At 71.1% G+C, this 16922-nt stretch carries 19 protein-coding genes; 8 read left to right on the forward strand and 11 right to left on the reverse strand.

Annotated elements, in window-relative coordinates; translation table 11 throughout:
- Positions 1 to 7 precede the first annotated feature (7 nt).
- Positions 8 to 1246 (reverse strand): cytochrome P450, encoded by a 1239-nt coding sequence (locus tag ACZ4VF_RS11020; protein WP_467924914.1) that lies wholly within the window; start codon positions 1244 to 1246, stop codon positions 8 to 10.
- Between the two features lie 229 nt (positions 1247 to 1475).
- On the opposite strand from ACZ4VF_RS11020, the gene ACZ4VF_RS11025 reads away from it, so the two are divergent.
- Entirely contained in the window at positions 1476 to 2645 is a 1170-nt protein-coding gene (locus tag ACZ4VF_RS11025) for a steroid 3-ketoacyl-CoA thiolase (RefSeq protein ID WP_467924916.1), read from the forward strand.
- Here ACZ4VF_RS11025 and ACZ4VF_RS11030 read toward each other — a convergent pair.
- Together ACZ4VF_RS11030 and ACZ4VF_RS11035 are read right to left on the reverse strand one after the other, a co-directional pair.
- Complete coding sequence (locus tag ACZ4VF_RS11030) at positions 2629 to 2817, reverse strand: DUF397 domain-containing protein (protein WP_467924918.1); 189 nt, start codon at positions 2815 to 2817, stop codon at positions 2629 to 2631. The two genes, ACZ4VF_RS11025 and ACZ4VF_RS11030, sit on opposite strands and share 17 nt — an antisense overlap.
- On the reverse strand, positions 2798 to 3625 hold the full coding sequence (locus ACZ4VF_RS11035; RefSeq protein ID WP_467924920.1) for a helix-turn-helix domain-containing protein: 828 nt from the start codon (positions 3623 to 3625) through the stop codon (positions 2798 to 2800). Before ACZ4VF_RS11035 ends, ACZ4VF_RS11030 begins: the two co-directional genes overlap by 20 nt.
- 108 nt (positions 3626 to 3733) lie before the next feature.
- On the opposite strand from ACZ4VF_RS11035, the gene ACZ4VF_RS11040 reads away from it, so the two are divergent.
- The 3 genes from ACZ4VF_RS11040 to proP all read left to right on the forward strand — a co-directional run bounded on the left by ACZ4VF_RS11040 (position 3734) and on the right by proP (position 6476).
- Positions 3734 to 4159, forward strand: a complete 426-nt coding sequence (locus tag ACZ4VF_RS11040) for an ATP-binding protein (RefSeq protein WP_467925611.1) — start codon at positions 3734 to 3736, stop codon at positions 4157 to 4159.
- A 293-nt stretch (positions 4160 to 4452) separates the two neighbouring features.
- Positions 4453 to 4839, forward strand: coding sequence for a beta/gamma crystallin domain-containing protein (locus tag ACZ4VF_RS11045; RefSeq protein ID WP_467924922.1), 387 nt, complete (start codon positions 4453 to 4455; stop codon positions 4837 to 4839).
- Positions 4840 to 5102: 263 nt separating this feature from the next.
- On the forward strand, positions 5103 to 6476 hold the full coding sequence (gene proP, locus ACZ4VF_RS11050; RefSeq protein ID WP_467924924.1) for a glycine betaine/L-proline transporter ProP: 1374 nt from the start codon (positions 5103 to 5105) through the stop codon (positions 6474 to 6476).
- 29 nt (positions 6477 to 6505) lie between these two features.
- Here the strand turns inward: proP and ACZ4VF_RS11055 are convergent, their stop codons facing one another.
- From ACZ4VF_RS11055 to ACZ4VF_RS11070, 4 genes are all read right to left on the reverse strand, one after another.
- On the reverse strand, positions 6506 to 6886 hold the full coding sequence (locus tag ACZ4VF_RS11055) for an AAA family ATPase (RefSeq protein WP_467925613.1): 381 nt from the start codon (positions 6884 to 6886) through the stop codon (positions 6506 to 6508).
- A gap of 266 nt (positions 6887 to 7152) precedes the next feature.
- Positions 7153 to 7851, reverse strand: coding sequence for a hypothetical protein (locus ACZ4VF_RS11060; RefSeq protein WP_467924926.1), 699 nt, complete (start codon positions 7849 to 7851; stop codon positions 7153 to 7155).
- 6 nt (positions 7852 to 7857) lie between these two features.
- On the reverse strand, positions 7858 to 8475 hold the full coding sequence (locus tag ACZ4VF_RS11065) for a hypothetical protein (protein ID WP_467924928.1): 618 nt from the start codon (positions 8473 to 8475) through the stop codon (positions 7858 to 7860).
- Positions 8476 to 8743: 268 nt separating this feature from the next.
- Positions 8744 to 9226 (reverse strand): hypothetical protein, encoded by a 483-nt coding sequence (locus ACZ4VF_RS11070; protein WP_467924930.1) that lies wholly within the window; start codon positions 9224 to 9226, stop codon positions 8744 to 8746.
- Positions 9227 to 9568: 342 nt separating this feature from the next.
- On the opposite strand from ACZ4VF_RS11070, the gene ACZ4VF_RS11075 reads away from it, so the two are divergent.
- A complete protein-coding gene (locus ACZ4VF_RS11075) occupies positions 9569 to 10678 on the forward strand; it encodes a DUF2330 domain-containing protein (protein ID WP_467924932.1) in 1110 nt (369 codons plus the stop codon).
- 40 nt (positions 10679 to 10718) lie between these two features.
- Complete coding sequence (locus tag ACZ4VF_RS11080) at positions 10719 to 11390, forward strand: O-methyltransferase (RefSeq protein ID WP_467924934.1); 672 nt, start codon at positions 10719 to 10721, stop codon at positions 11388 to 11390.
- Between the two features lie 22 nt (positions 11391 to 11412).
- On the opposite strand, the gene ACZ4VF_RS11085 is transcribed toward ACZ4VF_RS11080, so the two are convergent.
- Positions 11413 to 11805 (reverse strand): hypothetical protein, encoded by a 393-nt coding sequence (locus ACZ4VF_RS11085; protein ID WP_467924936.1) that lies wholly within the window; start codon positions 11803 to 11805, stop codon positions 11413 to 11415.
- Positions 11806 to 11918: 113 nt separating this feature from the next.
- Between ACZ4VF_RS11085 and ACZ4VF_RS11090 the strand changes: the two genes are divergently transcribed.
- Positions 11919 to 12359 (forward strand): DnaJ family domain-containing protein, encoded by a 441-nt coding sequence (locus ACZ4VF_RS11090; RefSeq protein ID WP_467924938.1) that lies wholly within the window; start codon positions 11919 to 11921, stop codon positions 12357 to 12359.
- On the opposite strand, the gene ACZ4VF_RS11095 is transcribed toward ACZ4VF_RS11090, so the two are convergent.
- Positions 12348 to 13460: a hypothetical protein gene (locus ACZ4VF_RS11095; RefSeq protein ID WP_467924940.1), complete on the reverse strand. Its 1113-nt coding sequence runs from the start codon at positions 13458 to 13460 to the stop codon at positions 12348 to 12350. The two genes, ACZ4VF_RS11090 and ACZ4VF_RS11095, sit on opposite strands and share 12 nt — an antisense overlap.
- A gap of 5 nt (positions 13461 to 13465) precedes the next feature.
- Entirely contained in the window at positions 13466 to 14140 is a 675-nt protein-coding gene (locus ACZ4VF_RS11100) for a hypothetical protein (protein ID WP_467924942.1), read from the reverse strand.
- A 145-nt stretch (positions 14141 to 14285) separates the two neighbouring features.
- Here ACZ4VF_RS11100 and ACZ4VF_RS11105 point away from each other — a divergent pair, with 145 nt between their 5' ends.
- A complete protein-coding gene (locus ACZ4VF_RS11105) occupies positions 14286 to 14795 on the forward strand; it encodes a GNAT family N-acetyltransferase (protein ID WP_467924944.1) in 510 nt (169 codons plus the stop codon).
- Here ACZ4VF_RS11105 and ACZ4VF_RS11110 read toward each other — a convergent pair.
- Positions 14788 to 16827 (reverse strand): DHA2 family efflux MFS transporter permease subunit, encoded by a 2040-nt coding sequence (locus tag ACZ4VF_RS11110; RefSeq protein ID WP_467924946.1) that lies wholly within the window; start codon positions 16825 to 16827, stop codon positions 14788 to 14790. The genes ACZ4VF_RS11105 and ACZ4VF_RS11110 overlap by 8 nt on opposite strands.
- Positions 16828 to 16922 lie beyond the last annotated feature (95 nt).

Genomic DNA, 16922 nt, shown 5'->3' on the forward strand with positions numbered 1-16922 from the left:
GAAGGACTCAGCCGGCCGTCACCCGGAGTTCCTTCACCCCGTTGATCCACGCCGAGCGCAGCCGGCGGGGGGCGTCGCCGGTCAGGCGCAGGCCGGGCATCGTGTCGGCGAGGGCGTTGAAGATCAGGTCGATCTCCAGGACCGCGAGGGACTTGCCGAGGCAGTAGTGGGGACCGCCTCCGCCGAAGCCCAGGTGGGGGTTGGGATCGCGGGTGATGTCGAAGGTGTCGGGGTCGGTGAAGACCTCCGGGTCGTGGTTGGCGGAGGCGTAGAAGAGCCCGATCCGGTCGCCCTTCCTCACGAGTACGCCGCCGAGTTCGGTGTCCTGGGTCGCCGTCCGCTGGAAGGCGTTGACCGGGGTCGCCCAGCGGACGATCTCCTCGGCCGTGGTGGACGGGCGCTCGCGGCGGAAGAGGTCCCACTGTCCGGGGTGGGTGAGGAAGGCGTGCATGCCGTGGGTGATGGCGTTGCGCGTCGTCTCGTTGCCGGCGACCGCGAGCATCAGCACGAAGAAGCCGAACTCGTCGGAGTTCAGGTTGCCCTCGTCCTCCGCCGCCACGAGGGTCGTCACGATGTCCCGGGCCGGGCACCGCTTGCGCTCGGCGGCCATGTTCATGGCGTACGCGATGATCTCGGCGGCCGACCGGGCGCCGACCTCCTCGGTGATCGCGTACTCGGGGTCGTCGTAGGCGATCATCTTGTTGGACCAGTCGAAGATCCTGGACCGGTCGTCCTGCGGCACGCCGATCAGCTCGGCGATGGCCTGGAGCGGCAGCTCGCAGGCGACCTCGGTGACGAAGTCGAACGGTCCGGAGCGGACGCGGGCGGCGGCGACGATGGCCTCGGCGCGGGCCCGCAGCCGGTCCTCCAGCGCGCGGATGGAGCGTGGCGTGAACCCGCGCTGCACTATCTGGCGCACCCGCGTATGTTCCGGGGGATCCATGTTGAGCAGGATCAGCCGCTGGGCGTCGATCGCCTCCCGCCGGATGTGCTCGTTGAAGCGGATGACCGCGGTGTTGAGGGAGGAGGAGAACAGTTCCGGGTGCGTGGAGACGTACCGGACGTCGGCGTGCCTGGTCACGGCCCAGTACCCGGTGTCGGCGAAGCCCGCGACGCCGTGCGGCTGCGGGATCCAGCGGACCGGCTCGGTACGGCGCAGCTCGGCGAACTCCGGGAGGGGCACACGGTGGTGCAGCAGGTCGGGGTCGGTGAGGTCGAACCCGTCGGGCAGCGCTGGACAGGACATCGGCGACTCCAGCCATCTGACGGTCCATCAGCGGGTGCGGTGAAGGTAGTAACGGGTTCTACAAGGCGCAAGAGGCACGGCTCCGCCAATCCGTGCGGAACGCCGCGGATCGCTCCGCCGGCACCTGCAAGACCCTTGCGGTGACGGACGTCACGTCAGCAGACTGCTGGGCAGAACTAGAACGCGTACTAGTTCTGGAGGAGAGCCCTCTCGGAGAGGACCCGCACCCATGGCCGCCGAACCCGTGATCGTCGAAGCCGTACGCACCCCGATCGGCAAGCGCGGCGGCGCGCTCGCCAACCTGCACCCCGCCTACCTCCTGGGCGAGACCTACCGTGAACTCCTCGGCCGCACCGGCATCCCCGCCGACGCCGTCGAGCAGATCGTCGGCGGCACGGTGACCCACGCCGGCGAGCAGTCGATGAACCCCGCGCGCACGGCCTGGCTGGCCATGGGGCTGCCGTACGAGACGGCGGCGACGACGGTCGACTGCCAGTGCGGCTCTTCCCAGCAGGCCTCGCACATGGTGGCCAACATGGTCGCGGCGGGCGTGATCGACGTCGGCATCAGCTGCGGCGTCGAGGCGATGTCCCGCGTACCGCTGGGCTCCGGCTCCAAGCACGGCCCCGGGAAGCCGTTCCCCGACGAGTGGAACGTCGACCTCCCCAACCAGTTCGAGGCGGCCGAGCGCATAGCGCGCCACCGCGGCCTGACCCGCGAGGACGTCGACGCGCTCGGGCTGCTGTCGCAGGAGCGGGCGGCCCACGCCTGGGCGGAGGAACGTTTCAAGCGGGAGACCTTCGCCGTGCAGGTGCCGACGACGGAGGAGGAGCAGTACGCCGGACAGGGCATGTGGCGCCTGGTCGACAGGGACGAGGGGCTGCGGGACACCTCCCTGGAGGCGCTGGCCGGCCTGAAGCCGGTCATGCCGACGGCGGTCCACACGGCCGGCAACTCCTCCCAGATCTCCGACGGCGCGGCCGCCCTGATGTGGGCCTCGAAGCGGATGGCCCGCGCCCTGAAGCTGAAGCCGAGGGCGCGGATCGTCGCCCAGGCGCTGGTGGGCGCCGACCCGCACTTCCACCTGGACGGTCCGATCGACGCGACCCGCGCGGTCCTGGGCAAGGCGGGCATGTCCCTGAAGGACATCGACCTGGTGGAGATCAACGAGGCGTTCGCCTCCGTCGTGCTGAGCTGGGCCCGGGTCTTCGGGCAGGACCTGGAGAAGGTCAACATCAACGGCGGCGCCATCGCCCTCGGCCACCCGGTCGGCGCGACGGGCGCGCGCCTGATCACCACCGCCCTGCACGAACTGGAGCGTGCGGACAAGGAGTTCGCCCTCATCACGATGTGCGCGGGCGGCGGCCTGGCCACCGGAACGATCATTCAGCGGCTGTAGCCGACGTCCAGGTGATGAAGCGGGTGAAGGCGGCGGGGCCGACGGTGAGGATCGGCCCCGCCGGCGCCTTGGAGTCCCGGATGGCGAGGGTGGCGACGGGGGTTTCGGCGACTTCTACGCAATCGCCGCCCTGGTCGCCGCTGTAGCTCGACTTACGCCACTTGTTCTCCATAGCGGTCCTCCGTCACCCGTCGGATCAACTCCGCCGAGTCCCTGATGGAGAGTGCGGCGGCCTGAAGATGATCGTAACGGAGCGAGCAGTCCTGGACCGTGTCCGGGTTCGCGGTCGGATGCCCACTGCCGTACCCCTCGGTGTAGACGATGGTTGGGTCGCTGGAGAAGCGGTAGACGTTGAACGAGCCTTGTGATCCTGCGTGTGCCCCAGCCGCAAACGGCAGGATCTGAACGTTCGCCCGAGGCTCGGCTGCGAGCGACAACAAGCGAGTCAGCTGTTCGCGCATGACATCGGGGCCACCGATCTCCTGGTACAGCGCAGCCTCACTGAGGACCATCCAGAAGATCGGAGGCTTCGCCCTCTCGAAGATCCGCTGACGGCCCATTCGCGCGGCGGTTCTGTCGTCCAGCTTGGACTCGTCCAGAACTCCGAGGATCGAGCGCGCGTAGGCCTCGGTCTGCACGAGACCGTGAACCATGCCCATCTGGAAAGTGCAGATCTCCAGCGCCCGCGCCTCCAGCTCCGCCGTCTCCCTGAACCAAGCCGGAAGTTGACTTCGAAGCACCAGCTCAACGAGCCGCGAAAGCAACCCCCCTGTCCCCAGCGCCGCATCCACCCGTTCGCTGAACTCCAGCGTCGGCACCTTCCTGGCCGTTTCGATCTGGCCGATCAGCGATCCGGTGTAGTTCACGATGTCGCCGAGCTGCCGCTGCGTCAGGTCGGCCGCCTCCCGGCACCTGCGCAACTCGAAGCCGTAGTAGTCGAGCGGCGAGGCGCCGGGGTCGAGGGTGTTGATGTTCACCACGGCAAGTCCCCTCCAGGACGCGTTGTGTTCAGGCAGTAGCCCAGCGTAGTGACACCACGTCAGCCTCGTCCCGTGAACCTGAACTTTCCCCACACCCCCCAGTACCGCATGCGGCTCACCGTGGGCGAGCACTCGGTACGCCACATCCGCCGCATCGTCCGCTCCCTGCTGGACGAGTGGCGGTTGCAGGAGCTGACGTCCGCCGTCGAGCTGGGCGTGAGCGAGCTGGTGACCAACGTCGTACGCCACGTGCCCGACCGGCGCTGCACCCTCGTGGTGGCCCGGCAGACCGCGGGCGTCCGCGTGGAGGTGACCGACGGCTTCGCCGGGCGGCCCCGCCTGGAGCCGGACGCGGGCCGGGAGGCGGAGGGCGGCCGGGGCCTGGCACTGCTCGACGCCGTGGTGGACAAGTGGGGGGTGTCGCCGGGGGCCGGAGGCGGCGGTAAGACGGTCTGGTTCGAGTGCGCATTCCAGGACTCGCCCGCGAGGAGCGACCCCTCCGCGCCGCCACGGGGACACGATCTTATTCCGTGATTTTCGGCTGACCCCTGTCACGGGGCACCTTCACATCGCCCCTGATCACGCACGTGTCACCCACGGCGCCCGCCGCGGCGCCCGCCGGTGGTGCGGCCTCCCGCCCCGGCGGACGTGATCGCCCCGGCACCCTCCCGAACTGGTGATCACACCTCCCGCCCCCGCAAACGTGGCATCGATCACCTTATTCATGCAAGCGTGAACAAACATATCGATCTGGCCGGTAAGCGCTTTCCGGGGGGCAGGGACGCGTGAAACGGTAATGACACCAATCCCGCCCGAAAGAGGAGCGAATGAAGCTCTCCGTGCGCCATTCCCTCGGCATTGCCTCGGTCGTCGCCGCCGCGCTGGCCGCCACGATCACGCCCGCCGCGGCGGCCACCGCGTCGCCCACCACGGCTTCCACCGTCGGACCGGCGATCAACCGTACGGACTGCAACGAGAACGGCTACCTCGAAATCCACAACAACGAAGGCCGCGACACGCTGTGCTTCGCCAATGCCGGCTCGATTCCCGTCGCCATCTACGGCGTCAACTGGGTCGAGTCCGGCAACAACGTCGTGACCCTTCAGTTCCAGCGGAATCTGAGCGACCCGCGACTCGAAACCGTCACACTCCAGAAGTGGAGTTCGTGGAACCCGGGCCACGTCCACGAGATCATCTCGATCAGGATCCACTGACTCGGGAGAGTTCCGGGCACGGCAGCGGGGCGCCTTGCGGGGCGCCCCGCTTTTGTGCCAAGCATCACAGCGATCAAGGGGCATGGCCCGGCGCGAGTGGGCAGACGTACCTGCATATCCGCGCTTTAGCTGCACTCTGCATCTAAGTGCATACGGCACGTAAGGGGTCGAACTCCCCCTATGGTCGTTTTTCGGCCCGTCGCACGTCACCGCCGCCGTCCCGGTCCGTACCTGTCCCCGTCGAAAGGTAGGCGAGCCCCGTTTTGGCGACCGCCGCAGCCGCTCTCCCGCACCAGAAGACCCGCCGGGCCTCCAAGGCCCGCGACGTCACCGTCACCGACCCCGCGCTCGTCAGGCGTGCCGTGAAGGCGGCCGCGCTCGGCAATGCCATGGAATGGTTCGACTTCGGCGTCTACAGCTACATCGCGGTCACCCTGGGCAAGGTCTTCTTCCCCTCCGGCAGCCCGACCGCGCAGCTGCTGTCGACGTTCGGCGCCTTCGCGGCGGCCTTCCTGGTCCGTCCGATCGGCGGCCTCGTCTTCGGTCCGCTGGGCGACCGCGTGGGCCGGCAGAAGGTCCTCGCCGTCACCATGATCATGATGGCGGCGGGCACGTTCGCGATCGGTCTGATCCCGTCCTACGCCACCATCGGCGTCGGCGCGCCGCTGCTGCTGCTCGCCGCCCGGCTGGTGCAGGGCTTCTCCACCGGTGGCGAGTACGCGGGTGCGACGACGTTCATCGCCGAGTACGCGCCCGACAAGAAGCGCGGCTTCCTCGGCAGCTGGCTGGAGTTCGGCACCCTCGCCGGCTACGTCGGCGGCGCCGGACTGGTCACGCTGCTGACGGCCCTGTTGTCGTCCGACGACCTGACGGCCTGGGGCTGGCGCATCCCGTTCCTGATCGCGGGCCCGATGGGCATCATCGGCCTGTACCTGCGGATGCGGCTGGAGGAGACCCCCGCGTTCGCGGCGGAGGTCGAGAAGGCCGAGGCCGCCCGGCCGAAGGTGCCGCTGCGCGAGATGATCACCGGCCAGTGGAAGCCCCTGCTGCTGTGCATGGCCCTGGTCCTGGTCTACAACGTCACCGACTACATGCTGCTGTCGTACATGCCGAGCTACTTCACCAGTGAGCTGAAGTACGACGAGACGCACGGGCTGATGGTCGTGCTCGCGGTGATGGTCCTGATGATGGTCGTCCAGCCGTTCGCCGGCGCGCTGACCGACCGGGTCGGGCGGCGACCGGTGATCGCGGCGGGCTGCGCGGGCTTCCTGCTCCTGTCCGTCCCGGCCCTGCTGCTGATCCGCCAGGGCAGCCTGCTGGCCGTCGGCCTGGGCATGGGCGCGCTGGGCATGCTCCTGGTGTGCTTCACGGCGGCCATGCCGGCCGCGCTGCCCGCGCTCTTCCCGACCCGGGTGCGCTACGGCTCCCTGTCCGTCGGGTTCAACGTGTCCGTGTCGCTGTTCGGCGGAACGACCCCGCTGGTCGTCACCGCGCTGATCGGGGCGACCGGGAACATGATGATGCCCGCCTACTACATGATGGCCGCGGCCGTCGTGGGCGGTTTCGCGGCCTGGCGGATGTCGGAGTCGGCGGGCCGGCCCCTGCCGGGTTCCGCGCCGGCGGTGGAGGGCAGCTAGGCCCTCCACCGGGGGGCCTCGTGATGCGGTCAGAGGTTCGCGCCGTCGAGATGGCCGAGAAGTGCCGTGTACGCGCCTTCGGCGGCACGGCCGGGGGCGGTGTCGGGCGGGCTGTGACTCAGAAACTCACTCGCGGTTCCCGAGTGGAGGATCTCACCCCCGTGGAGGACCATGACATGGTCGGCTTCCTCGGCGAGGTCCTGGGTGTCATGCGTGGACATCAAAATCCTCACCTCGTCGGCGAGAGAGGCGAGCACATCGCGAAATGCACGGCGCTGCTGCGGATCCAGACCGGCCGTCGGCTCGTCCAGCAGCAGCACCTGGGCATCGTGCACGAGCGTGGCCGCGACGCCGAGCTGGCGCAGCTGTCCGCCGGAATTCCACCACGTCGCATTCTCACGGGCTTCCATCTCCTTCACTTCGTTTCATTCCGACGGTCACGCGACGCGCCCGGTGAGGCATTCACAACCCCTTTGCGGGGGCGCTACTCCAAACACGAACTGCACAGCAGTCACAGCCTCGATCAGGACATGGCACGGAGCTCACGCAAGAACGGAATGAAATCTGCAGAGGCGTCGTCGGCCACACCAGCTCGGGGCTCGCGCTGCGTCAGTGAAATCGGAGGAAGTTTCGTCAGGGCACGACAACTCCGGCCCTGGCAAGGCCCAACTCGGCCTCAGCCCTGTGGCTGGACGGCGGCATCCAGGGCGGCAGCGAGGTCGTCGGCCGTCTTGCCGGCCATCTCTTCTTCGAGGGACGCAGGACCGGGTTCGTCCTCCATTGACCGGTAGCCGGACGGGGACACGATGCGCCCCTCCGTCTCCCCCTTGCCCAGAACGCCGTCTTCGTAGGGCATCTTCGATCCTTCGCCGAGGCCGACCCACTGCGCCGGCAGCTCGGTGCCATCCGGGCCTTCGGTCTCCCACAGGATCGCTTCCACGTAGGAGTGGCCGGGTTGGAGCATGGGACTGTCCGGGTCGACCCAGGCAGTGCGCTCGCCCTCGTGGATGGTCCATCCCCCTGAGTGCCGCAACATCGTCCTGCCGACCTCGGGAGGCTTACTCGAAGCGGCGGGACGCGACCAGATGATCTTGTCCACACGGACGGTCAGTTCGCGGGGCATAAACCCCTCGCCCACCGCCTGCTCTTCCTCGCTCATCGGCAGCGCCTTCTCCGAAAGGACGGTGTAGGCGATGACGTAATCGCTCTTGGCGACCCAGTCGGCCGCTGACTGCGAGGCATAACGGTCATCACCGGCAGCCGTTTCCTGGGCCCCATCCACAGCGGGCTCCGGCGAGCTAATCGCCGAGGAGACACCGAACGCGGCAGCGAAGGCCGTTATGGCGACGAGTACGGTTCGCGTTCTTTTCACCACGGCCCCCTAGTAAGTCTTGTTGATCTGCTCGCGGTTGTTCGACCCGAGGTCGTCAGGACCACTGTCCGAAGGCGTTACCATGCAGCCCAGCCGCTGGTCGGTGTTGGAGAGGCGAGGAACCGCGTCGTGCCCGTGAAGCAGACCGACGGCGTGCCCTGTCTCATGGCACCAACGGCGGTTCGTCCCGAACCCCGCCTCCACACGTATGTAGGTCTGGTCACACTTCACGGTGTTCTCGATGGGGTCGTCGCACCACGCCTTTCCCACCTTGTCGTCGTCGCGTGAATCAACCGTCCCGGACTGGTAGATGAAGTCCGTTTCCGCTCCGCCGGTGTACACGGCTCTGGACTCCCACTTCAGACTGAGGTCAGTGGGCTGGTACTGGCGCTCGATGGTCTGCTTGATGCGCCCGCTGTCACCGCTGCCGACGCTGCCCTGCCGGAACATGGTCACGTCTCTGTTGTCGGTCTGGCACACACGCGACTTGTTCTCCGCCCCCGCACCCCCCTTGCGACACGCCTCATGGGCGTCGAAGCTGCCGATCGGCACCATGTTGTCGGTAGCGACGGCGAATGCCTGTGGGGCCACGAACCCGACAACCGCCGCGGCAACGGCAACAGCCACACTCCTTCGACGCCCAGTGCGTTCGCCGGATCCAGCAACAGACATGGGTGTGTGCATATCGGTCTCCTCACTCCTCACGGATTACTGGGGAAGCCGTCACCCCGCCAAGAACACGAGGGCAGGACCACGCCCGGGTGGCGGGCAGCACCACGGCACGCAGCCGGGGAAGCACATACGAGCAGGCCGGATCTCGGCGCGATCCTTACGGCCGCCGCGTGGGGAGCGTGCCGCGCCCCGTTGTCGCCTCAACCCACGGGTCGGAACGGCGTCAGGTGTCGGGGCACTCAGTGACCTTGGCCGCCTCGAACACCTTGGGCGTGTAAGGGGCTCTCAGGTCGCCGGCCAGCACCGTCGTCTCCGCGCGCTCCGCACCGCTGCCGACCAGCACCAGGACCGGAAGGCCGGCCCTCAGACGGGTCACTCCTTGTGACGGGTGCGCTGGGGCGGTGGTCGGCCCGCCGGAACCCGCCTCTCCATAGAGCGTGTCGGCCGTCTCCGCCCAGATGCGCCGCTGCCCTTCGTACCGGCGCCCCGGCTTCTTCCAGGCATCGACGTCGACAGCCACGACGAGTCGATCGGGGCGAACCGAGGCGTGCACCTCGTGCACTGTGCCGTCGGCGACGGCAGTCGCACAGGCAACGACTTCGGCCGGGGTCATCTCGCTCTCGTCCCGGTCGTCTGCCGAACAGCCCGCCAGCGCCGCCCCCGCCACGATCACGGCCGTCAGCGCACGGCCCGCGGCGCCCTTCATCGCTCCCCCTTCGACTAACAGCAGTAACGATATGCACGACCGGCGGAACGAGACAGGCCCTTTTACAGACCCCGTCCGGAAATGCATTTCAAGAGAAAGAGGCGCCGTACGCCGCTGATCATTGCGGTTCTGGCGAGTAATGTGATGCGGAAGTACATGTTCATGCGCCCGCAGCGCATGAACATGACCGAAAGTGTCGCACGATCATTCGATGCGGGGAGGGGGGCGCCCGGCCGTGGTGTGCCCGGGAGGCTCGCACACGGCCCGCCCCCGGTGCCCGTGCCCCGTCCCCACGCATCTTCCTGCCGGAACCATGTGCACAGCGGCACCGTCTGTAGCCCCGTGAAACGCGCCCGGATACTCGCCGTCGTCCTCGCACTGCTCGGCATACAGCTCGGCTGGCTGATGGCCCCGGCCTACGCCTGCGGCTGCGGTGCCATGGTCCCCGGTCCGGCAACCCGTGTCGCCGTCTCCGACGAGCAGTCGGTGCTGCGCTGGGACGGCCGGCACGAGCAGATCGTGATGCGGCTGACGGTGAACGGCGACGCCGAGCACGTCGCGTGGATCATGCCGGTCCCGCACCGGGCGACCGTCCGCCTCGGCGACCCGGCCCTCTTCGACCAGCTGGCCGGGGCCGTCGCCCCGGTCCACCGCACCCGGTACCACTTCTGGCCCCGCACCGGCGACTGGCCCTTCGACGACCGCCCCACGGCCGGCGACGGCGCCCCGCCCCCGGCCGCGGGCGGCACCCGCGTCGGTGTCGTCGGCCGCCAGCGGCTCGGCCCCTTCGACGTGGCCCGGCTGACCGCCGGCGACCCGGCCGCCCTGCAGGACTGGCTCCGCGACCACGGCTTCGCCCTGCCGGGCCGGCTGCGCACCGCCCTCCAGCCGTACGTCGACCGGCACTGGGAGTACGTCGCCGTCCGCCTCGTCCCGGACACCCGCGGCACCCGGCTGCACGGCGCCCTCGACCCGCTCCACCTCACCTTCGCCGCCGACCGCCCGGTCTATCCGATGCGCCTGTCCCGGCTGGCGGGCACCCCGCAGTGGCTCGCCCTGTACGTCCTCGCCGCGCACCGCATGGAGACGCGGTCGGCGATCGGCGGCACTCCGCCCCACGTGCTGTTCGCCGGACGGGTCGGCACCCGGCAGGGCGCCCTGGGCGAGCTCGCCGCCGGCACCCCGTACCTCACCGCGCTCACCCAGGTCTTCCCGGAGCCCGCCCGCATCTCCGGCGACCACGAGCTGCGCCGGGCCGCCGCGGACACACCGGTCCAGCCGGTGGTCTACGAGGACGAGCTGCGCCGGGTCGCCGGGATCCCCGCCTGGTCGCTGGCGGTCGGCGGCACGCCGGCGGTACTCGTCGCGGGGGCCGCCCTGATCGTCGTACGCCGCTCACGCCGGCCGGTGACTCCGCCGCCGCCGGTCTCCCCGCCCGCGCCGCTCGGCTGAGATCATCGAGACAGGACACTCGGGAAAGGCGGCAGACGCTATGAGCGGGCAGCAGCACTGGGACGACGTCGACGACTACTTCATCCGCACCCTCTCACCGGACGACGACGCGCTGCGCGCGGCCCTGCGGGACAGCGATGCCGCCGGGCTGCCCGCCATCGCCGTCACCGCGGCGCAGGGCAAGTTCCTCCAGCTGCTCGCCCAGTTGCAGGGTGCCCGGAACATCCTGGAGATCGGCACGCTCGCCGGGTACAGCACGATCTGGCTGGCCCGTGCCCTGCCCGAGGACGGCAGGCTGATCTCGCTGGAGTACAGCGCCAAGCACGCCGAGGTGGCCGTGCGGAACATCGCCCGCGCGGGCCTGGACCGGATCGCGGAGGTGCGGGTGGGACCGGCCCTGGAGTCGCTGCCCAAGCTCGCCGACGAGAACCCGGCCCCCTTCGACCTGGTCTTCATCGACGCGGACAAGGTCAACAACCCGCACTACGTGGAGTGGGCGCTCCGGCTCACCCGGGCGGGCAGCGTGATCGTCCTGGACAACGTGGTGCGCGGCGGCCGGGTGGCCGATGCGGGCAGCACCGAGCCGGACGTGGTCGGCACCCGTGCCGCGCTGGAACTGATCGCCACCCACCCGCGGTTGACGGGTACGGCGCTCCAGACGGTCGGCAGCAAGGGCTACGACGGGTTCGCGCTGGCCCGGGTGCTGGGCTGAGCCCCGCCGGCGGGGGGACGGCTCAGAGGTCGTGGTAGAAGCCGACGTTGACGCTGCGCGGCGCGGTGCGGTCCTGGATGACGATCTCGCCGGACCCGCCGTGCGGCAGCGCGACGGTGGCGCCGTAGTCGACGGGCCGCACGTGCGGTCCGACGGCGAGCCGGACCTCGGACGCCGGGTCGGGCTGGGAGCCGCGCAGCCAGGTCAGCCGCCAGGTGCCGTCCGGGCCGCACACGAACTCCAGATGGACGCGGGACACGAACAGCCAGTCGTCGGGGGTGACCAGCCGGCACAGTCCCCCGTCGCGGCCGACCCGCAGGACGGCGCCGGGCTCGCTGGGCGCCTCGGCCATGGTCATGCCGGCGGTGGCGCCCGTGTCGGCCCCGGAGACGGTGGCCATGGTGAGTTCGAGCACGAGCGTTCCCCCTGAAACGTCCTGGTGCGGCGGGTGGGTTGCGGCGGGCGGGGTGCCGTACCGACGCCGCATGATAAAACGCCCGGCGGGGCCGCGTCCGGCACAATGGGTTCATGACCGAGCGAAAGCCACCGGGTGTGCCGTTCGAGTCCTGGGTGGACAAGCAGATCCGCGACGCGCAGGGGCGCGGGGAGTTCGACCGGCTGCCGGGGGCGGGCGCGCCGCTGCCGGCGGACGTGGAGTCGGCGTACGACGAACTGTGGTGGGTCAAGCGGAAGTTGGCGCGCGAGGGGCTGACCGTGCTGCCGCCCGCGCTGGCGCTGCGCAAGGAGGCGGAGGACGCGCTGGAGGCGGCGTACGCGGCGCCCTCGGAGCGGATCGCCCGGAAGATCATCGAGGACGTCAACGTCCGGATCAAGGACATGATGTTCAAGCCGCCGCCCGGCCCGCCGCTGGGCAGGAAGCCGTACGACGTCGAGCAGGTCGTACGGGAATGGCGGCAGCGCAGGGCTGCCGCCAGGGGTGACGGGGGCGCGGCGGGGTCAGCCGTGTAGCAGGCGCCCGGCCAGCTCCCGGTAGTCCCGCAGGGCGAGCCGCAGCTGTTCGGTGTCGGCCCCGGCCGCGGTACCGCTCGCCTCGGTGCCCTCCCAGGACATCCGCAGCGTGCGGCGGCGGCGCGTGACGGCCTCGGTGAACCGCCTGGCGATCTCCTCCAGGGTCCGGTCGGCCTGCTCGACGGCGTTCCTCGGGTGCTCCACGAACCCGACGGTCACCTCACGCAGCCGCTGTTCCCACCGGTCCGTCTCCTCGTGCGGCAGCAGCGGGGCGCCGGCGCCGGAGGGGGCGGTGGTGGTCTCCCCGGCGGTGCCGGCCGCGCCGCCCGGCGCGGCCGGCCAGGCGTCCGCCGCCCCTCCCTCGGTCGTACGGGCCTCGCGCCCGCTGACCCCGCCGACGGCCGGGGCGCCGAGTCCGTCGTCCGGCATCGTGCCTTCCTCCTCCCCGGCCCGCGCGGGGCCATCGGCGTTGCTGCCGGCGGTGCGGGCGTCCCGCCCGTCGTGCGTCTGCGCGTCCGGCGCCTGCGCGCCGGGTGTTCCGGGTCCCGGTTCCTCCGTGTCGGGCCGCAGCCCCTCGGAGCCGTGGGCGGGGGCGGGGCTCCCGGCCGGGCCGCGGCGTGATCCGGCGTCCCCGGACACGTCGGAGGCGGGCACGGTGTCCCCGGAGGTCCCGGACGGGGATGCGCCCGCCGGGCCCGGAGGCGGCTGCGGGGTGTCCTGCGGGGTGCGGTCGTCGCCGGTCAGCCCGTCCCGGCCGGGACCGGCCGCGCCGGGGAGCCGGCCGCTCCCCCTCTCGTCCTCGGCCCGGCCGGCCGTGTCCGCGTCCCGGACCCGGCCGCCCGCTCCCTCACCCGGCAGCAGGCCGCCTCCGCCCGGGACCGCGCCCGGTTCCCGGCCGGCTCCGCTGCCGCGTGCTCCCGGTTCACCCGGCAGGCGTTCCTCCGGCCGGGGCTTCCTCGGCACCCGGCGGCCCGCGGCCGCGTCGCCCGGGGCCCATTCGTCTCTCTCCACCGAGTCCTGCTCCGGCGTCCACTCGTCACCCGGGGAAAGGCGTTCCGGGTGGTGGCGGTCACCGCCGGGGCCGTTGGTCCTGTCCGTCATGGTGGTCAGCTCTCCTTCGGCCGGCTGCGGTGCGGGGCCCACGGCGCATGGGTGCGGGCGTGGGAGTGGCCGGTGGTGGCCGGTGCCGTGCGCTCCGCGCCGGCGGTGGCCCGGTGCCGGCCGGCCCCGGTGCCGGTCAGGTCGTCGAAGAAGGCGCGGGCGTCGAGCAGCGCCGCCCGCAGCTCCTCGGTCCCCGCACCGGTCTCGCTCGTGCCGCCGGCGCCCGCGCGGGCCATCCGGTGCACGTGCCGGTATCCCTCGACGTGGTGGGGGTGGTGCACGGACAGCGCGGCGAGCTGCTCCTCGTACCGCTCGCCGTCCGGGTAGCCCCGCACGGCGGCGAGTTCCGCGAGCAGCCGGTCGGCCTCGGCCACCGCCTCCCGGGGCGATTCGACGAAGTGTTCCTGCACGGCCGTCCAACGGTCCGCGTACCGCTGCCGCTCGGTGGCGTCCAGCGGCCGCTCCCGCAGGTCACCGTGGCGTTCGAGGCGCTCGGTAAGTTCCCGTTCGGCGGCCTTGGTGTCCCCGTCGTGCAGGGCCACGGTCCGCTCGTACTCGGGCCCGAAGCGCTTCTTCAGGCCGGCCCCGCCCCGTCCGCCGCGCCCGCGTACGAGGAGAGCGGCTGCGCCGAGGACCACGACCGCCGCGAGCACGATCAAGATGATCAGGCCTGTGGACATGCTTCCCCTCCGGTCCGACCGGCCCCGCTGGCCGGTTCACCGTCCGGGTGACCCGGAAGCCCGCCCACAAACGGTGCCCCGCCGGGCGGCGGGCCCGCGAAACGCGGTTGCGGAGGGTGCCGGGCGGCTCCCGACAATGGCCGGCATGACATGGACGATCGCTGCGGAACGCTACGACTCCCCGGCCGCCGCCGCCCTGTGGCGGGCGTACTACACGGAGGTCAGCGACCGCTGGTACCTGCTGCACGAGGGGCACCCCACCGACCCGCAGGAGCTGGAGCGGGAGATCGCCGCGCACCCGGGCGCCGACCTCGCCCCGCCGGGCGGCCGGCTGCTGATCGGCCGGTACGACGGCACACCGGCCGGTTCGGCCGGCGTACGGCTGCTGACGGCGGACACCGCCGAGCTGACCCGGGTGTTCGTGCTGCCGGGGATGCGCGGCCGGGGTGGGGCCGCGCTGCTCGTGGCCGCCGCCGAGGAGGCCGCGCGGGCGCTGGGTGCCCGGCGCGTCGTCCTCGACACCCGGAGCGACCTGGTCGAGGCCCGCGCCCTGTACACCCGCCTCGGCTACACGGAGACCGGACCGCACAACAGCGACCCGTACGCCGAACACTGGTTCCGCAAGGCGCTGTCGCCGGCGCAGGCCGTCAACTGACCCGGGCGACCGTGCCGTTGTGCGGGCGTTCGCGTTCGGCGCCGCAGAGTTCGCCGGTGAGTTCCCGGACCAGGCGGGCGAGGTCGGTGGAGCGGCCGGGCTGCCACCAGTCGCCGAGCAGTCCGGCCAGGGACTCCTCGCGGGCCGTGGCGAGCCGTTCGGCGACCTCGCGGCCCGCGTCGGTCAGGACGAGGTCCAGGCCCCGGCGTTCGGCGAGCCGCCGCTCCTCGACCTGGCGGGCGGCGGCCATGACCGCCTGGAGCGGGACGGGGCTGCGCTCGGCCAGCACCGCCGGTTCGACGGAGCCGTAGCGGCGTATGCGCAGCAGCATCCAGCCGGCGGCGGGCAGCAGGTCGTAGCCGGCCCGTTCGGTGATCTCCCGGTAGATCTCGCGGCGCCCCTCGCGGGTGCCGAGGACGGACAGGGCGCGGCACACCTCGTCGTAGGAGGAGCGCTCGACGGGGTTGGGCGGGATGGTCTCGGAGATGTCCGGTGCGGTGACCGAGCCGCGCAGCCGGTCCTCCTTCAGGAACCAGGCCAGCAGGAAGCCGAGGAGCGCGACGGGGGCGGCGTAGAGGAAGACGTCGGTGATGGCGGACGCGTAGGCGTGCAGGGCGGCCGGGCGCAGGGCGGGCGGCAGCGCGGCGATGCCCCGGGGGTCGGCCTTCAGCGCGCCGGCGCTCGTGCCGGGCGGCAGGCGTACGCCCCGGAAGGCGTCGGTGAGCTCGTCGCCGAGGCGGCTCGCGAAGACCGTGCCGAAGACGGCCACGCCGAAGGAGGCTCCGATGGAGCGGAAGAAGGTGGCGCCGGAGGTGGCGACGCCCAGGTCCTCGTAGGAGACGGCGTTCTGCACGATGAGCACCAGGACCTGCATGACCAGGCCGAGGCCGAGGCCGAAGACGAAGAAGCAGACGCTCATCTCGGCGGTCGGGCTGTGTTCGTCGAGCCGGTGCAGGAGCAGCAGGCCGAGGGTGGTGACGGCGGTCCCGGCGACGGGGAAGACCTTCCAGCGGCCGGTGCGGCTGACGATCTGCCCGGAGAGGGTGGAGGACAGCAGCAGTCCGGCCACCATGGGCAGCATGTGCACGCCGGACAGGGTCGGGGAGATGCCGTGCACGACCTGGAGGAAGGTCGGCAGGTAGGTCATCGCGCCGAACATGGCGAAGCCGACGATGAAGCCGATGACGGCGGCGAGGCTGAAGGTGCGGATGCCGAAGAGTTTCAGGGGCAGCACGGGTTCGGCGGCGCGCCGCTCGACGGCGACGAAGGCCACGGCCAGCAGCACGCCCAGCACGGCCAGCCCGATGAGCTGTGCCGAGTCCCACGCCCAGGTCGTACCGCCGAGCGAGGCGACCAGTACCAGGCAGGTGGCGACGGCGGCGATCAGGAACGTGCCGGGGTAGTCGATGACGTGGTGGGCGGTGCGGCGCGGGATGCGCAGGGCCGCGGCGATCACGGCGAGCGCGACGACGCCGACGGGCAGGTTGACGTAGAACACCCAGCGCCAGCTGAGGTGTTCGGTGAACAGCCCGCCGAGCAGCGGTCCGAGCACGCTGGTCGCGCCGAACACGGCCCCGAACAGGCCCTGGTAGCGCCCGCGTTCGCGCGGCGGCACGAGGTCGCCGACGATCGCCATGGACAGCACCATCAGCCCGCCGCCGCCCAGCCCCTGCAGGGCCCGGAAGGCGATGAGCTGCGGCATGTCCTGCGCCATGCCGCACAGCGCCGAGCCGATCAGGAAGATCACGATGGCGGCCTGGAACAGCCGCTTGCGGCCGTACTGGTCGCCGAGTTTGCCCCACAGCGGGGTCGCGGCGGTCGAGGCCAGCAGATAGGCCGTGACGACCCAGGAGAGGTGTTCCAGGCCCCCCAGGTCGCTGACGATCGTCGGCAGCGCGGTCGCGACGATGGTCTGGTCGAGGGCGGCGAGCAGGAGTCCGAGCAGCAGCGCGCCGATCGGCACCAGCACACTGCCCGGAACGTGTTCGCCGCTGCTCACGTCCTTCGCCGTGCCGTGCGTGTCCAGGACCATGGAGACCTCCCGGGGCTCGGGTGCACCTCTTCCATCGTGGTGGGTGTCACCACTTATGGCCTGTCGAGTCCTGCGGATGTGAAGGGGATCCGCAT

Source organism: Streptomyces sp. NPDC029151 (assembly GCF_055564315.1).

Coding starts and splice junctions, on each gene's coding strand:
- ACZ4VF_RS11020 (WP_467924914.1), bottom strand. CDS start 1,246: ATGTCCTGTCCAGCGCTGCCCGACGGGTTCGACCTCACCGACCCCGAC.
- ACZ4VF_RS11025 (WP_467924916.1), top strand. CDS start 1,476: ATGGCCGCCGAACCCGTGATCGTCGAAGCCGTACGCACCCCGATCGGC.
- ACZ4VF_RS11030 (WP_467924918.1), bottom strand. CDS start 2,817: ATGGAGAACAAGTGGCGTAAGTCGAGCTACAGCGGCGACCAGGGCGGC.
- ACZ4VF_RS11040 (WP_467925611.1), top strand. CDS start 3,734: ATGCGGCTCACCGTGGGCGAGCACTCGGTACGCCACATCCGCCGCATC.
- ACZ4VF_RS11045 (WP_467924922.1), top strand. CDS start 4,453: ATGAAGCTCTCCGTGCGCCATTCCCTCGGCATTGCCTCGGTCGTCGCC.
- ACZ4VF_RS11055 (WP_467925613.1), bottom strand. CDS start 6,886: ATGGAAGCCCGTGAGAATGCGACGTGGTGGAATTCCGGCGGACAGCTG.
- ACZ4VF_RS11070 (WP_467924930.1), bottom strand. CDS start 9,226: ATGAAGGGCGCCGCGGGCCGTGCGCTGACGGCCGTGATCGTGGCGGGG.
- ACZ4VF_RS11080 (WP_467924934.1), top strand. CDS start 10,719: ATGAGCGGGCAGCAGCACTGGGACGACGTCGACGACTACTTCATCCGC.
- ACZ4VF_RS11090 (WP_467924938.1), top strand. CDS start 11,919: ATGACCGAGCGAAAGCCACCGGGTGTGCCGTTCGAGTCCTGGGTGGAC.
- ACZ4VF_RS11095 (WP_467924940.1), bottom strand. CDS start 13,460: ATGACGGACAGGACCAACGGCCCCGGCGGTGACCGCCACCACCCGGAA.
- ACZ4VF_RS11100 (WP_467924942.1), bottom strand. CDS start 14,140: ATGTCCACAGGCCTGATCATCTTGATCGTGCTCGCGGCGGTCGTGGTC.
- ACZ4VF_RS11105 (WP_467924944.1), top strand. CDS start 14,286: ATGACATGGACGATCGCTGCGGAACGCTACGACTCCCCGGCCGCCGCC.
- ACZ4VF_RS11110 (WP_467924946.1), bottom strand. CDS start 16,827: ATGGTCCTGGACACGCACGGCACGGCGAAGGACGTGAGCAGCGGCGAA.